We start from the raw sequence: 15,364 nt of genomic DNA, 5'->3' as shown, positions 1-15,364 counted from the left end.
GCGACAACTTGTGAGTAGAAAAGGCTTTGCCGATGCGTGAAGATATTGCACCAATGCCCGCATTCCTGACCGCGGGCGGCGAGGCTGGTGCCTTGATGCGCTCGCTCGACTGGTCCCGCTCGCCCCTGGGCGACGCTGCGCATTGGCCGCAATCGCTGTCCGCCGTCGTCGGGCTGATGCTCAATACGTCGTTCCCGATGTTTGTCGCCTGGGGCCCCACGCTGAGCTTCCTGTACAACGATGCCTATGCCGAGATCCTCGGCGCCAAGCATCCCGCCGCGCTTGGCCAGCCGTTCCAGCAAATCTGGTCCGAGATCTGGAGCGACATCTACCCGATCATCGAGCAGGCGATGGCGGGGCACTCCACCTACCACAAGAACTTGCCGCTGCAGCTGATGCGCAAGGGCTTCATCGAGCAGACCTGGTTCACCTTCTCGTACGCGCCGATGCGCGACGAGCGGGGAAACGTGGCCGGGGTCTATTGCGCCTGCACCGAAACCACCGAGCAGGTGCTGGCCGAGAATCACCGCACCCAGGAGGTCGACCGCCTGCGCCAGCTGTTCTACCAGGCGCCCGGGATCATCGCCGTGCTGCGCGACAAGGACCATGTGTTCGAGATCGCCAACACCGCCTACCTGGAGCTGATCGGCGAGCGCGGCAACATCATCGGCAAAAGCGCGCGCGACGTATTGCCGGAGGTTGCAGGCCAGGGTTTTTTCGACCTGCTCGACCAGGTCTATCGGACCGGCGAACCATTCATCGGGCGCGAAGTGCCGCTCATGCTCAAGCGCTCATCCGACGGCACCATCGAACAGCGCTACCTCAATTTCGTCTACCAGCCGACCCGCGACCACCTCGGCCAGGTGTCCGGCATTTTCGTCGAAGGCAGCGACGTGACCGATGCGGTGATGGCGAGCCTGGCGCTGCGCGAGAGCGAACAACGCCTGCGCGACCTGGCAAACACCATTCCTCACCTGGCCTGGATGGCCGACGCTGCCGGCCAGCTGCACTGGTATAACGACCGCTGGTACGACTACACCGGCTCGACGCCCGAGCAGCTGGAGGCGGGTCGCTGGCTCGACTTCATCCATCCGGACGACCGCGCGCTGCTGGTGGCCGAACGTACCCGCGCCCATGCCAGCGGCGAGCCCTATGAAGTCCAGGTGCGGATCCGGTCGGCGCAGGGCGACTACCGCACCTACTTCATCCGCGCCGCGCCATTGCACGACGGAACTGGTGCGATCATCCAGTGGTTCGGCACCGACACCGACGTGACGGCCATCGAGACGGCCCAAAGCGAGCTGCGCGCCGCCAACCGCCGCAAGGATGAATTCCTGGCGATGCTGGCGCACGAGCTGCGCAACCCGCTGGCGCCGATCAGCACCGCGGCCGAACTGCTCAAGCTGACGGCGCTGGACGAAAAACGGGTTCGCCACACCAGCGACATCATCAGCCGCCAGGTGTCGCACATGACCAAGCTGGTGGACGACCTGCTGGACGTCTCGCGGGTCACGCGCGGACTGGTGACCTTGCATGAAGAAACGCTGGTGCTCAACGACCTGGTCGCCGACGCGGTCGAGCAGGTGCACGCGATGCTCGAGACCAAGCACCAGCAATTCACGATCCAGGCGCCGGAACAGGACGTCTCGGTCAGGGGCGACCGCACCCGCCTGATCCAGGTGTTCTCGAACCTGCTCAACAACGCGGCCAAGTTCACCCAGGCGGACGGCCGCATCATCCTGCGGCTGGCCGCGGTGGATGGCCAGGCCGAGATCAGCGTCGAAGACAACGGCATCGGGATCGCGCCGCCGCTGCTGCCTTACGTGTTCGACCTGTTTACCCAGGCCGAGCGCTCGCCCGACCGTTCCCAGGGCGGACTGGGGCTGGGGCTGGCGCTGGTCAAGAGCCTGGTCGAACTGCACGCCGGCACGGTGGTGGCCCACAGCGGCGGACCGGGCAAGGGCAGCTGCTTCACGGTGCGTTTGCCGCTGTGCGACGCTGCGACCGCGACCGCTGCAGCTTCCTCGACCGCCGCCGCGCCGCTGGCCGCCGCCGCGGTTGCCGCGGATGCGCGCGGCTTGCAGCTGATGGTGGTCGATGACAACCGCGACGCCGCGCTGACCCTGACGATGCTGCTTGAGGCGGTCGGCCACAAAGTTGCCGTATCGTACGACGCCGCCGAAGCGATCGAGATGGCGCGCCGCTGTGCGCCGGCACTGCTGTTCCTCGACATCGGCCTTCCCGACATCGACGGCTACGCGCTGGCGCGCACGCTGCGCGGCATGCCCGAAACGGCCGGCGCGATGCTGGTGGCCGTCACTGGCTACGGCCAGGCCAGCGACCGGGCGCGCGCGCTGGCGGCCGGCTTCGACCGTCACCTGGTCAAGCCGGTCCGGCTGGGCGACGTGATGGCGCTGGTCGACCAGGCCGCCACGCTCTACAAAAAAGGATAAGCGCATGCCAAAACACACGCCAGAGAGCTTCATCAAGGAAGAAAACCAGGGGCAAGGGGGCGGCGCGCCGGACCAGGTGCACTGGATTTCGGAAGCCGGAGGGCTGACCCAGTTCGGCTCCTACCTTGAGATCCTGCAGCCCGGTAGTTGCTCCTCGATCAAGCACTGGCATAGCGCCGAGGATGAGATGGTGTATGTGCTCGCCGGGCAGGTAACGCTGGTCGAAGGCGACACCGAAACGCTCTTGCATCCCGGCGACGCGGCAACCTTCCGCGCCGGCGTTGCGGTCGGCCACTGCCTTTGGAACCGCAGCGCGCTGCCGACCACCTGCCTGGTAGTCGGCACGCGCGCGCAGGTCGACCGGATCACTTATCCCGAGCACGACCGGGTGTGCCTGCGCGACCGCTCGCTGGAGCATGACGCCTGGGTCGACACGGCGGGCCGCCCCGCCACCAGCCCTTACTAGATGGCAGAAAAGCATCACTGCGTCCTTCCCGCGCAGGCGCACTGCTATCCGGAATAATCTGCTTGACACGAATCGCTCGGCAGCCAGGCGTCGATTTAGAAACGACAGCCACGACCAAATCGGCAATGCAGGCCAACGTCGCCCCTGCGAAGGCAGGGGTCCATACCAAACATGCCCAGTATGGACCCCTGCCTTCGCAGGGGCGACGTTGACTCTCGCATTCCAAGTCTCAATGTCGCGATTTCTGTGAGCGCCGATTGATGCAATGGCACTGTCAAGCAGACTATCCCGGACAGCAGTGCGCGCAGGCTGGTATCCATACGGAAGCCGGCTAGCGGGCCGGAGTCTCGCGCTTGCGGCATCGCTGGTATGGGTGCCCGCCTGCGCGGGGCACGGCGTGGCGGTGACATGGCGAAAAAAAACCGACCCACGGGTCGGTTTTTTTGGGGATGGCAACGATTAGTCGCTGCTGCCGCCCAGGCCGATCAGGCTCAGCAGGGAGGTGAAGATGTTGTAGATGCTCAGGTACAGCGACAGCGTGGCGGTGACGTAGTTGGTTTCGCCGCCGTTGACGATGCGCTGCACGTCATACAGGATGAAGGCCGAGAAGATGCCGATCACCAGTACCGAGATCGCGATCGACAGCGCCGGCATGCCGAGGAAGATGTTGGCCACCGCAGCCAGCAGCACGACAACGACGCCGGCGGTCAGCCATTTGCCCATTGCCGAAAAGTCACGCTTGGTGGTCGAGGCGATGGTCGCCATGACTGCCAGGATCGAGGCGGTACCGCCGAAAGCCATCATGATCATCTGCGCGCCGTTCGAGAAGCCCAGCGTGCGGGTCAGCAGCGGCGACATCATCAGGCCCATGAAGAACGTGAAACCGAGCAGCAGGGCGACGCCCACGCCGGAGTTCTTGTTCTTTTCAATGGCCCAGAAGAAGCCGAACGCGATTGCCATGAAGATCATGAATCCCATGAAGCCACTGAACATCGGCAGCGCCAGCGAGACGCCGATGAAGGCGCCGAGCACGGTCGGAATCATCGAGATGGCGAGCAGCATGTAGGTGTTACGCAATACTTTATTGCGTACGGCCTGGCTGCCTGCCGACATGCCGAAAGTGTTTTGCGTCATTGGGGTCATAGTAGGCCTCCGGTAATGGATAAGGTAAAAATGTGTGAACAGCATAGCACGCCTGCGCAAATCGGCGGACAATCGTCCTCACGGGCTTGCGCAAAGCCGGCGCCACTCTACCATTGCTGGCCCAGGCCTTGCAATATCCATCAAGTGGGGTGGAATATGGTAAAATCAAAGGTTGATTGAAGTCTTACAACGCATTATTAAACCTTTCTTTTTATTGGAGTTTTACATGGCAATCGAACGCACCCTCTCGATCATCAAACCAGACGCAGTGGCCAAGAACGTGATCGGCCAGATCTACAGCCGTTTCGAAGGCGCTGGCCTGAAGATCGTCGCCGCCCGCATGACCCAGCTGTCGCGCGAGCAGGCTGAAGGCTTCTACGCAGCCCACAAAGAGCGCGGCTTCTTCAAGGACCTGGTTGACTTCATGGTCTCCGGCCCAGTCATGATCCAGGCGCTGGAAGGCGAAAACGCCGTGCTGGCACACCGCGACCTGATGGGCGCAACCGATCCAAAGAAAGCTGAACCTGGCACCATCCGCGCCGATTTCGCCGATTCGATCGACGCTAACGCGGTTCACGGTTCGGACGCTGTTGAAGCTGCAAAAGTAGAAATCGCTTACTTCTTCCCAGAAGTTAAGTAATTTAGTACCCGCCGTTCCCTGTCGCCGCCTTTCGCGCGCGGGAACGGCTCTTTGGAATAAAGAATATGACGACACTCACCAACCTGCTGGACTTCGATCCCGCGCAACTCGTCGCTTACTGCGGCGAATTGGGTGAGAAGCCGTTCCGCGCCAAACAGTTGCAGCGCTGGATACACCAGTTCGGCGCCAGCGACTTCGACAGCATGACCGACCTGGCCAAGTCGCTGCGCGACAAGCTCAAGACGCGCGCCGAAATCCGCTCGCCAGGCATCATCAGCGACAATACGTCCACCGACGGTACCCGCAAGTGGCTGGTCGACGTGGGCAATGGCAACGCCGTCGAAACCGTGTTCATCCCGGAAGAAAACCGCGGCACCCTGTGCATCTCGACCCAGGCTGGCTGCGCCGTCAACTGCCGCTTCTGTTCGACCGGCAAGCAAGGTTTCAACCGCAACCTGACGGTTGCCGAAATCATCGGCCAGCTGTGGATGGCCGAGTTCGAGCTGCGCCGCACCAAGGGCATCGAGCCTGGTCCGAAGGGCGAGCGCCAGATCACCAACGTGGTGATGATGGGCATGGGCGAGCCCCTGCTCAACTTCGAACCCACCGCCACCGCGCTCAAGCTGATGCTCGACGACAACGCCTACGGCCTGTCGCGCCGCCGCGTGACCTTGTCGACCTCGGGCGTGGTGCCGATGATGGACCGCCTGTCGCAAGAAGTGCCGGTGGCGCTGGCGGTGTCGCTGCACGCGTCCAACGATGCGCTGCGCGACGGCCTGGTGCCGCTGAATAAGAAATACCCGCTGCGCGAGCTGATGGCCGCGTGCAAGCGCTACCTGGAATTCGCCCCGCGCGACTTCGTCACGTTTGAATATTGCATGCTCGACGGCGTCAATGACAGCGACGAGCACGCGCGCGAGCTGGTGGCGCTGGTCAACGACCCGGTCGTCGGCGTATCGTGCAAGTTCAACCTGATTCCGTTCAATCCCTTCCCTGAGTCCGGGTTGCTGCGCTCGAAAAATCCGCGCATCAAGGCGTTCTCCGAAGTGCTGATGGCGGCCGGCATCGTGACCACCATCCGCAAGACCCGCGGCGACGATATCGACGCCGCCTGCGGCCAGTTGGCCGGCGAAGTACAGGACCGCACCCGCGTGCAGGCAAGGATGGAAAAAATGGCCGAGTACCAGCAGAAGTTCGGCGCCAATTTCGGGCGCATCGTGGAGATTCCTTCTTGATGGCGGCCGGTGCCCGGCCATGGCTGGTCCCGCTGGCGCTGTGCGCGGCGGCGGCCCTGTCCGCCTGCGCGGGCGGCAGCGGCAACAGCAACACCACCAGCAGCGGCGACCTGAAGACCGCGTCCGACCAGACGCTGGATGAAAAGCGCGCGTCGATTCGCATGCAGCTGGCGATCGGCTATTTCCAGGACCGCAAGTACGACGTGGCGCTCGACGAGATCAAGCAGGCCATCGCCGCCAACCCGACCTCGGCCGACGCCCACGGCGTGCGCGCGCTGATCTATTCGTCGATGGGCGAAACCGCGCTGGCCGACCAGAGCTTCCAGCGCGCCGTCCAGCTGGCGCCGCGCAACCCCGAGCTGGCGAACAACTACGGCTCCTTCCTGTGCCAGAACGGCAAGGCGGAGCAGGGTATCGCGCTGTTCGAATCGGCGCTGAAGAACCCGGCCTACCAGTCGCCGGTGAACGCCTTGCTGAACGCCGGCTCGTGCAGCCTGCGCGCCGGCAAGCTGGACGCTGCCGAGCGTTATTTGCTGGATGCGCTGCGTTACGACGCCGACCTTCCGGCGACCAACGGCAACCTGGCACAGGTCTATTTCGAGCGGCGCGACATCAAGCGCGCCGGATTCTTTCTGAGCCGCCTGCGTGAAGCTGCGAAAATAGATGCCCTCCCGGCGGAAACGCTGTGGCTTGCGATCCGTATCGACCGCAAGCTCGGCGACAAGTCGTCCGAGGCGAGCATGGTGTCGCAATTGCGCCGCCGGTTCCCGGCATCGCCAGAATACGCAGAATACCAGCGCGGTGCTTTCAATGAGTGAGACAGGAAAAACAATGAGCGGAGAGTGGGCAGATCAGCCGGCAGCAGGCAATCATGGCGTTCCGGGACAAACACTGGCCGCAGCGCGTGAAGCGATGGGGTGGTCGGTCGAGCAGATCGCCGACCAGCTGAAAATGGCGGTGCGCCAGGTGGTGGCACTGGAGGCGGGCGACTACGCCGCGCTGCCAGGTCCGGCCGTGGTGCGCGGTTTCGTGCGCGCCTACGCCAAGGTGGTCCGGCTCGATCCGGCGCCGCTGGTGGCGCAGATTGCGCTCGACGAGCCGGAAGCGGCGCTTGCCGGCAGCGTGCGCCGCGACCGTCCGGCGTCGTTCTCGGAAGTGCGCTTCCCTAGCCACGGCAAGCGCAGCAAGCTGCCGCTGCTGCCGATCCTGGGCGTGGTGCTGGTCGCCGCTGCCGGCATCGGCGCGTGGCAATTGGGCGTCGTGCCTGGCGCCCTGTTTGGCGGCAGCACGCCGGCCGCCGATACCGCGGTGCCAACCGTCACGGTGCTCACGCCGTCCGCACCAGTCATGCAGGATCCATCGGTGCCGCTGATTTCGGTGCCGCCTCCGGCTGGCGGAACAGATGCCGCGCCTGGGGCGCAAACGCCGGCCGTCACCGGGCCGGTGCGGGGTGTCGGCACGCCGCCGGCCGGCGCCGCGCCGGCCGCTGCGACGAGTGTCGCGCCGCCAGCCGCAGTGCCTGCGCCGACGGCCCCGGCAGTCGCCGCGCCTGCCGCCGCGGGCGCCAATCCGCTGGTGATGGCGGTGCGTGAGGATTCTTGGGTTGAAGTACGCGACGCCAACGGCAAGGCGCTGCTGCGCCGCATGGTCAAGGCCGGCGAAACGGCCAGCGTCGAGATCGCCGGCCCGTCGGTTGTCATCGTCGGCAAGCCGGCCGCGGTCACGGCCACCTTGCGTGGCGCCCCGGTTGCGCTGCCGCCTATGCAGGGCAGCACCATTTCACGAGTCAAAGTTCAGTAAACATGGCATTTTCGAATACCGCAATTCCATCCGGCCCGATGGCCCGCCGCGTCAGCCGCAGCGTGCTGGTCTCGCACGGCGAGCGCAAGATCTGGGTCGGCGGCGACGCGCCCATCGTGGTGCAGTCGATGACCAACACCGACACCGCCGACGTGATCGGCACCGCGATCCAGGTCAAGGAGCTGGCGCGCGCCGGCTCCGAGATGGTCCGCATCACGGTCGACCGGCCGGAAGCGGCCGCCGCCGTGGCGCTGATCCGCGAACAGCTCGACCGCATGGAAGTCGATGTGCCGCTGGTGGGCGACTTCCACTACAACGGCCACACGCTGCTGCGCGACTATCCCGAGTGCGCGCGCGCGCTGTCGAAGTACCGCATCAACCCGGGCAACGTGGGGCAGGGCGCCAAGCGCGACACCCAGTTTGCGCAGATGATCGAAGTGGCGGCGCAGTACGACAAGCCAGTGCGGATCGGCGTCAACTGGGGCAGCCTTGACCAGGCGCTGCTGGCCCGTATCATGGACCAAAACGCCCAGCGCGCCGAACCGTGGAGCGCGCAGGCGGTGATGTACGAAGCCTTGATCACCTCGGCCATTGAGAACGCGGTGCGCGCCGAAGAGCTGGGCCTGGGGCGCGACAAGATCATCTTGTCGTGCAAGGTCTCGGGCGTGCAGGACCTGATCGCCGTGTACCGCGAACTGGCGCGCCGCTGCGAGTACCCGCTGCACCTCGGCCTGACCGAGGCGGGCATGGGCAGCAAGGGCATCGTGGCCTCGACGGCGGCGCTGTCGGTGCTGCTCCAGGAAGGCATCGGCGACACCATCCGCATTTCGCTGACCCCCGAACCGGGCGGCGACCGCACCAAGGAAATCGTGGTGGCGCAGGAGATTTTGCAGACCATGGGCCTGCGCAAATTCTCGCCGATGGTGATTGCCTGCCCGGGCTGCGGACGCACCACCTCGACCACGTTCCAGGAACTGGCGGACAACATCCAGACCTACCTGCGCGAGCAGATGCCGGAGTGGAAAAAGAGCTATCCCGGCGTCGAGGCGATGAACGTGGCCGTCATGGGCTGCATCGTCAACGGGCCGGGCGAATCGAAGCACGCCAATATCGGCATCAGCCTGCCAGGCACCGGCGAGTCGCCGGCGGCCCCGGTCTTCGTCGACGGCCAGAAGTTCGCCACCTTGCGCGGCGAACGGATCGTCGAAGAATTCCAGCAGATCGTGCTTGATTATGTGAAGAAAAATTACGGTCGCGAGACCGCTGCATTGAGCTAACGTCGTTCCCGCGAAAGCGGGAACCCATGCTGAGTATAGGTTCCCGCTGTCGCGGGAACGACGCGATAAAAGAATTGTGGAAGAATAAATGTCTAAAGCTGAAAAACTGGCCGCCGTGAAGGGCATGAACGACATCCTGCCGGCCGACGCGCCGCTGTGGGAGCTGTTCGAGAATACCGCGCAATCGGTCCTGCAAAGCTACGGCTTCCAGAAGATCGTCACGCCGATCGTCGAGGACACCGCGCTGTTCGCGCGCGCCATCGGCGCCGTCACCGACATCGTCGAAAAGGAAATGTACTCGTTTACCGATTCAATGAACGGCGATGCGCTGACCCTGCGCCCTGAAGGCACGGCCGGCGTGGTGCGCGCCGTCGTCGAGCACAACCTGGTCTACGACGGCCCGAAGCGCCTGTGGTACAAGGGCCCGATGTTCCGCCACGAGCGCCCGCAGCGCGGCCGATATCGCCAGTTCTTCCAGATCGGCGCCGAGGCGGTCGGCTTCACCGGCCCGGACATCGACGCCGAAATGATCATGCTGTGCCGCCGCCTGTGGGACGACCTCGGCCTGGAAAACATCCGCCTGGAGTTGAACTCGATCGGCGACGCGGCCGAGCGCAACCGCCACCGCGCCGACCTGATCGCGTATTTCGAAGCGAACGAAGCGCTGCTCGACGCCGAAGCCAAGCGCCGCCTGCACGCCAATCCGCTGCGCATCCTCGACACCAAGAACCCGGCCATGCAGGACCTGGTCAACAACGCGCCGAAGCTGCTCGACTACCTCGAAGGCGAGTCGATCGCCCACTTCGACGGCGTCAAGCGCATCCTCGACGCCAACAATATCCCGTACACGGTCAATCCGCGCCTGGTGCGCGGCCTGGACTACTACAACCGCACCGTGTTCGAATGGGTCACCGACGAACTGGGCGCGCAGGGCACCGTCTGCGCCGGCGGCCGCTATGACCCGCTGATCGAAACCTTCGGCGGCAAGCCAACCCCGGCGGTCGGCTTCGCGATGGGTATCGAGCGCCTGGTCGAACTGATGAAACTGGCCGGCGAGCCTGCCGCGCCGGCGCTGTGCGACGTCTACATGGTGCACCAGGGCGAGGCGGCCCAGACCCAGGCGTTCATCCTGGCCGAGCGCATTCGCGATGCCGGCCTCGATGTTGTGCTACATTGCGCCACTGCCGCAGGTGCGGGCAGCTTCAAGAGCCAGATGAAAAAGGCCGACGGCAGCGGCGCTGCGTTCGCGGTCATCATCGGCGACGACGAAATGGCCAATGAAACGGCCGCCGTCAAGGCGCTGCGCGAAGGCGACGCCGACCAGCAGCAGGCGTCGGTGCCGTTCCTGGAAGTGGTTGACTACCTGGTCGACCAGATTGTCGGCGCCGGTCACGACCACGATCACGACCACGTGCATTACCATCACTGATATACCAGCACCACACCATTTGATCCACTTACTATACCTATAAACACATGGCATACGATCTCGAAGAACAAGAGCAGATAGCGTCGTTGAAGGCTTTCTGGAACAAGTTTGGCAACATGATTACCTGGATCGCGATCATCGTCCTGGGCAGCTACGCGGCTTACAATTACTGGAACTACTCGCAGCGCACCAACGCCGCCGAAGCGTCCGGCCTGTACGAAGAAATGCAGAAGTCGCTGGCCGCCAAGGACAACGCCAAGGTGCAGCGTATCGCCAGCGATATCGAGTCGAAATACGCGCGCAGCGCGTATGCCCAGATGAGTGCACTGTCGGCAGCCAAGAGCGCGTTCGACGCCAACGACGGCAAGACCGCCAAGGCGCGCCTGCAGTGGGTTGTCGAGCATGGCAGCGACGAGTACAAGTCGGTGGCGCGCCTGCGCCTGGCCGGCCTGCAGCTCGACGAGAAAGCCTACGACGACGCGCTCAAGACGCTGAACGCCGACGTGCTGCCGCAGTTTGCCGCGGCCGTGGCCGACCGCAAGGGCGATGTCCTGGTCGCACAGAACAAGGTAGCCGAGGCGCGCACCGCGTACCAGGCGGCGCTCGATGCAATGGCAAAGAACGACCCGGCGCGCCAGTTGGTGCAGCTCAAGCTCGAAGCGATCGGCGGTACCGTAGCGACCCCGAAAGCGGCTGCGTAATTTCCGGTCCTGGCAGCCCGCGCGTGCCCTTTGCGGGTGCGCGCGGGCTTTGCGCCCTCTGGCGGCAATGAACAAAACAGTACAAGGTACATGAATATGCGTATTACCCATAAGCTTGTCGGTGCAGGTGTCCTGGCCCTGGTGGCCGGTTGTTCCACGCTCAATTCGATCAACCCTTTCGCGTCCAAGCCAAAGGGTAACCAGCCGGTCCCGCTGGTCGAGCTGAAAGGCTCGATGGCGGTGCGCACCGCATGGAAGCTCGACATCGGCAAGGCGAACGACTTCGTGTTCACGCCCGCCATCGTCGGCAACACCGTGGTCGCGGCCAGCGCCGACGGCGCCATCGCGCGCGTCGAAGCGGCCACCGGCCGCCTGCTGTGGCGCGTCAAGTCGGACACCGCGCTGACCGCCGGTGTCGGCTCGGACGGCAACATGCTGGTGTTCGGCGGCCACAAGGGCGCGGTGCTGGCGTTCGACATGGACGGCAAGGCGATGTGGAAGTACCAGGCCTCGTCCGAAGTGCTGTCCTCGCCGGTGATCGGGCAGGGCATCGTGGTGGTGCGCTCGGTCGACAACCGCATCGTCGGCCTGGACGCCAGGACCGGCGAACAGAAATGGACCGTGCAGCGCACCTCGCCTGCGCTGACCCTGCGCAACGCGCCGGGCATGATCGTCGTCGACAAGGACGTCGTCATCGCCCAGCCGGGCGGCAAACTCATTTCGCTGCTGCTGGCGACCGGCGCGCCGCGCTGGGAAGTGGCAGTCGGCGAGGCGCGCGGCGCCACCGAACTGGAACGCGTGACCGACATCGGCGGCACCCCGGTGCTGTTCGAAGGCCAGGTCTGCGCCGCCGCTTACCAGGGCCGGGTCGGCTGTTTCGACGTCGCCACCGGCCAGCCGCGCTGGAACAAGGACCTGTCGTCGGAAGTCGGCGTCTCGGTCGACCAGCGCTTTGTATTCGCCGTGGACGACAAGGGCGCGGTGCTGGCCTTCGACCGCGAAACCGGCGCCAGCGCCTGGAAGAACGACAAGCTGGGCTACCGTCGCCTGTCGACGCCTGTCTCCTACGGCCGCGCCGTGGCGGTGGGCGACTACCAGGGTTACATCCACTTCCTCTCGCGGGAAGATGGCAGCTTTTTAGCACGTGCCGCAACTGACGGAAGCCCGGTGATTTCGGTTCCCCAGGTCGCAGGCTCGAATCTGATTTTTCAAACACAATCTGGGACCGTGACCGCAATCGCGGTCGAATAAAATGAAGCCGGTAATAGCACTAGTTGGTCGACCCAACGTCGGGAAATCGACCTTATTCAATCGCCTCACCCGCTCGCGCGATGCGCTGGTAGCGGACATGCCTGGCCTGACACGCGACCGCCACTACGGCGAAGGCCGTGTCGGCGAGCGTCCGTTCCTGGTCATCGACACCGGCGGTTTCGAGCCCGTGGCCAAAGAAGGCATCGTCCATCAGATGGCGCTGCAGACCAAGCAGGCCGTGGCCGAAGCCGACGTCGTGGTGTTTATCGTCGACGGCCGCCAGGGCCTGACGCCGCACGACAAGACCATCACCGACTTCCTGCGCAAGTCTGGCCGCAAGGTCATGCTGGTCGTGAACAAGGCCGAGGGCATGAAGTACACGTCGGTCGTCGCCGAATTCTATGAGCTCGGCATGGGCGACCCGTACGTGATCTCCGCCGCCCACGGCGACGGCGTCACCGACCTGGTCGAGGAAGCCATCGACGCGGCGTTCGCGCAGCGTCCCGCCGACGTCGAAGAGCTCGAGCCGGCCGAACGCGGCATCAAGATCGCCATCGTCGGCCGACCGAACGTCGGCAAATCGACGCTGGTCAACACCCTGATCGGCGAACAGCGGGTTATCGCGTTCGACATGCCGGGCACGACCCGCGACTCGATCGAGATTCCGTTCGAGCGCGAGGGCAGGCACTACACGCTGATCGATACGGCCGGCATTCGCCGCCGCGGCAAGGTGTTCGAGGCGATCGAGAAGTTCTCGGTTGTCAAGACGCTGCAGTCGATCTCGGAAGCCCACGTGGTCATCTTGCTGCTCGACGCGCAGCAGGATATCTCGGAGCAGGACGCGCACATTGCCGGCTTCATTCTTGAATCGGGCCGCGCGCTGGTGGTGGCAGTGAACAAGTGGGATGGCCTGCAGTCGAGCGACCGCGACGAGATCAAGATTGACCTCGACCGCAAGCTGGACTTCCTGTCGTTCGCCAAGATGCACTTCATCTCGGCGCTCAAGGCCTCGGGCATCGGCCCGCTGATGAAGTCCGTCGACGCCGCCTACGCCGCCGCCACCGCCGACCTGTCGACCCCGCGCCTGACCCGCGCCTTGATCGAAGCGGTCGAAAAGCAGGAGCCGAAACGCAAGGGCTCGACCCGTCCGAAGATGCGCTACGCGCACCAGGGCGGCCAGAATCCGCCGATCATCGTCATCCACGGTAACTCGCTCGACGCCATTTCCGAACCGTACAAGCGCTACCTGGAAAAGCACTTCCGCGACACCTTCAACCTGGTCGGTACCCCGCTGCGGATCGAGTTGCGCATGGGCAAGAATCCATTTGCCCGAACGCAGAAATAACGCCGGTCGTCCGACACAAACTGGCAAAACCGTTTACAGTAGCTTGGAGACATCATTCTCTTTTTTATAGAATGGTGTCTCTTGAAAAAACGCTAGTCGTCTCCAATTCTTTACTACAACAACACACGGAGCTTTTATGAGCAACAAAGGGCAATTGTTACAAGACCCATTCCTCAATGCATTGCGCAAAGAGCACGTCCCCGTCTCGATCTACCTGGTCAACGGGATCAAGCTGCAAGGTCATATCGAATCGTTCGACCAATACGTCGTCCTGCTGCGTAACACTGTCACCCAGATGGTCTACAAGCATGCAATTTCAACCGTTGTACCGGCCCGCGCTGTCAACCTCAACCTTGACTCCGAAGCTGAATAAGCAGATGGGCGAAAAGCCTGTCTTGCGCTGCGCCAACCTGTGCCCGGGTACCCAATGCGCGCGGCCTTAGTCGGCGTCGACTTCGGCGCTGGCGACTTTGACGCCAGCCTCGAAGAATTGGCGCTGCTCGCCCATTCCGCGGGCGCGGAGCCGATCACGACCATCACCGCCAAGCGTTCCAGTCCCGACTCCGCCTATTTCATCGGCAGCGGCAAGGCCGACGAAGTGGCGCAGGCCTGCGTCGCCGAGCAGGTGGAGATCGTCATTTTCAACCACGCCCTGTCGCCAGCCCAGCAGCGCAATCTCGAAAAGCGCCTGAACGTCCGGGTGCTCGACCGCACCAGCCTGATTCTCGACATCTTCGCGCAGCGCGCCCAGAGCCACGAGGGTAAGCTGCAGGTCGAGCTGGCCCAGCTTCAGCACCTCTCGACGCGCCTGATCCGCGGCTGGACCCACCTTGAACGCCAGAAGGGCGGTATCGGCCTGCGCGGTCCGGGCGAGACCCAGCTTGAGACCGACCGCCGCCTGATCGGCGAGCGGGTCAAGGCCCTGCGCTCGCGCCTGGCCAAGCTGCGCAAGCAGCACGAGACCCAGCGCCGTTCGCGCGGCCGCAGCGGCACCTTCTCGGTGTCGCTGGTTGGCTACACCAACGCCGGCAAGTCGACGCTGTTCAATGCGATGACCAAGGCTGGCGTGTATGTCGCCAACCAGCTGTTCGCCACGCTCGACACGACCTCGCGCCGCGTCTATCTGGGCGAAGAAGTCGGCAATGTCGTCATCTCGGACACGGTCGGTTTCGTGCGCGAACTGCCGCACCAGCTGGTGGCCGCGTTCCGCGCCACGCTCGAAGAGACCATTCACGCCGACCTGCTGCTGCACGTGGTCGACGGCGCCAGCCCGGTGCGGATGGAGCAGATCGAGCAGGTCAACCTGGTGCTCAAAGAGATCGGCGCCGACCATATTCCCCAGATCCTGGTCTGGAACAAGATCGATGCCGCTGGCCTTGAGCCGGCGACCGAGCGTGATGAATATGATAAAATCAGCCGCGTTTTTATCAGCGCCAAGAGTGGCGCCGGCCTGGATTTGCTGCGCGATGCGATCGTCGAAGCGGCCAAGTCCGCGCCAGGTCTGATGTATCAATACGCGAACAAAGAGCAGGACGATGCCGGACTGGATGTGTATGAGGCCGAAGCGGCCGACGACCTCCATGCCGAAAGTATTCTAACCTCCACCAACGTCGGACCACGATAG

General features: G+C 64.0%; 14 protein-coding genes. 13 read left to right on the top strand and 1 reads right to left on the bottom strand.

The window, feature by feature from the left end; translation table 11 throughout:
* The first annotated feature begins 32 nt into the window (after positions 1-32).
* Together I4X03_RS14080 and I4X03_RS14075 are read left to right on the top strand one after the other, a co-directional pair.
* A complete protein-coding gene (locus tag I4X03_RS14080; protein WP_223468864.1) occupies positions 33-2,453 on the top strand; it encodes a hybrid sensor histidine kinase/response regulator in 2,421 nt (806 codons plus the stop codon).
* A gap of 4 nt (positions 2,454-2,457) precedes the next feature.
* Positions 2,458-2,919: a cupin domain-containing protein gene (locus I4X03_RS14075; protein ID WP_223468863.1), complete on the top strand. Its 462-nt coding sequence runs from the start codon at positions 2,458-2,460 to the stop codon at positions 2,917-2,919.
* A 459-nt stretch (positions 2,920-3,378) separates the two neighbouring features.
* On the opposite strand, the gene I4X03_RS14070 is transcribed toward I4X03_RS14075, so the two are convergent.
* Complete coding sequence (locus I4X03_RS14070; protein WP_223468862.1) at positions 3,379-4,062, bottom strand: Bax inhibitor-1/YccA family protein; 684 nt, start codon at positions 4,060-4,062, stop codon at positions 3,379-3,381.
* Between the two features lie 226 nt (positions 4,063-4,288).
* Between I4X03_RS14070 and ndk the strand changes: the two genes are divergently transcribed.
* The 11 genes from ndk to hflX all read left to right on the top strand — a co-directional run bounded on the left by ndk (position 4,289) and on the right by hflX (position 15,364).
* Positions 4,289-4,702, top strand: coding sequence for a nucleoside-diphosphate kinase (ndk, locus tag I4X03_RS14065; RefSeq protein WP_169463274.1), 414 nt, complete (start codon positions 4,289-4,291; stop codon positions 4,700-4,702).
* A gap of 65 nt (positions 4,703-4,767) precedes the next feature.
* On the top strand, positions 4,768-5,937 hold the full coding sequence (gene rlmN / locus I4X03_RS14060; RefSeq protein ID WP_223468861.1) for a dual-specificity RNA methyltransferase RlmN: 1,170 nt from the start codon (positions 4,768-4,770) through the stop codon (positions 5,935-5,937).
* Complete coding sequence (pilW, locus tag I4X03_RS14055; RefSeq protein WP_223469057.1) at positions 5,937-6,755, top strand: type IV pilus biogenesis/stability protein PilW; 819 nt, start codon at positions 5,937-5,939, stop codon at positions 6,753-6,755. Before rlmN ends, pilW begins: the two co-directional genes overlap by 1 nt.
* A gap of 13 nt (positions 6,756-6,768) precedes the next feature.
* Positions 6,769-7,737 (top strand): helix-turn-helix domain-containing protein, encoded by a 969-nt coding sequence (locus I4X03_RS14050; RefSeq protein ID WP_223468860.1) that lies wholly within the window; start codon positions 6,769-6,771, stop codon positions 7,735-7,737.
* Positions 7,738-7,739: 2 nt separating this feature from the next.
* Positions 7,740-9,014, top strand: a complete 1,275-nt coding sequence (gene ispG / locus I4X03_RS14045) for a flavodoxin-dependent (E)-4-hydroxy-3-methylbut-2-enyl-diphosphate synthase (protein WP_223468859.1) — start codon at positions 7,740-7,742, stop codon at positions 9,012-9,014.
* A gap of 88 nt (positions 9,015-9,102) precedes the next feature.
* Positions 9,103-10,443 carry a histidine--tRNA ligase gene (hisS, locus tag I4X03_RS14040; RefSeq protein WP_223468858.1) on the top strand — a complete coding sequence of 447 codons (1,341 nt, stop codon included), beginning with the start codon at positions 9,103-9,105 and terminating at the stop codon, positions 10,441-10,443.
* Between the two features lie 47 nt (positions 10,444-10,490).
* Positions 10,491-11,144 carry a YfgM family protein gene (locus I4X03_RS14035; protein ID WP_223468857.1) on the top strand — a complete coding sequence of 218 codons (654 nt, stop codon included), beginning with the start codon at positions 10,491-10,493 and terminating at the stop codon, positions 11,142-11,144.
* A 96-nt stretch (positions 11,145-11,240) separates the two neighbouring features.
* Positions 11,241-12,395 (top strand): outer membrane protein assembly factor BamB, encoded by a 1,155-nt coding sequence (gene bamB / locus I4X03_RS14030; RefSeq protein ID WP_223468856.1) that lies wholly within the window; start codon positions 11,241-11,243, stop codon positions 12,393-12,395.
* A 1-nt stretch (position 12,396) separates the two neighbouring features.
* Entirely contained in the window at positions 12,397-13,740 is a 1,344-nt protein-coding gene (der, locus tag I4X03_RS14025) for a ribosome biogenesis GTPase Der (RefSeq protein ID WP_223468855.1), read from the top strand.
* Between the two features lie 136 nt (positions 13,741-13,876).
* Positions 13,877-14,113, top strand: coding sequence for an RNA chaperone Hfq (hfq, locus tag I4X03_RS14020; protein WP_026354376.1), 237 nt, complete (start codon positions 13,877-13,879; stop codon positions 14,111-14,113).
* 54 nt (positions 14,114-14,167) lie between these two features.
* Positions 14,168-15,364: a GTPase HflX gene (gene hflX / locus I4X03_RS14015; RefSeq protein WP_223468854.1), complete on the top strand. Its 1,197-nt coding sequence runs from the start codon at positions 14,168-14,170 to the stop codon at positions 15,362-15,364.

The sequence above is a fragment of the Massilia soli genome, assembly GCF_016809835.1.
GTDB classification, from domain to species: Bacteria; Pseudomonadota; Gammaproteobacteria; order Burkholderiales; family Burkholderiaceae_D; genus Telluria_A; species Telluria_A soli.
The sequence above is the reverse complement of the archived record's forward strand: the minus strand, read 5'-3'. Positions and strand labels throughout refer to the sequence as shown.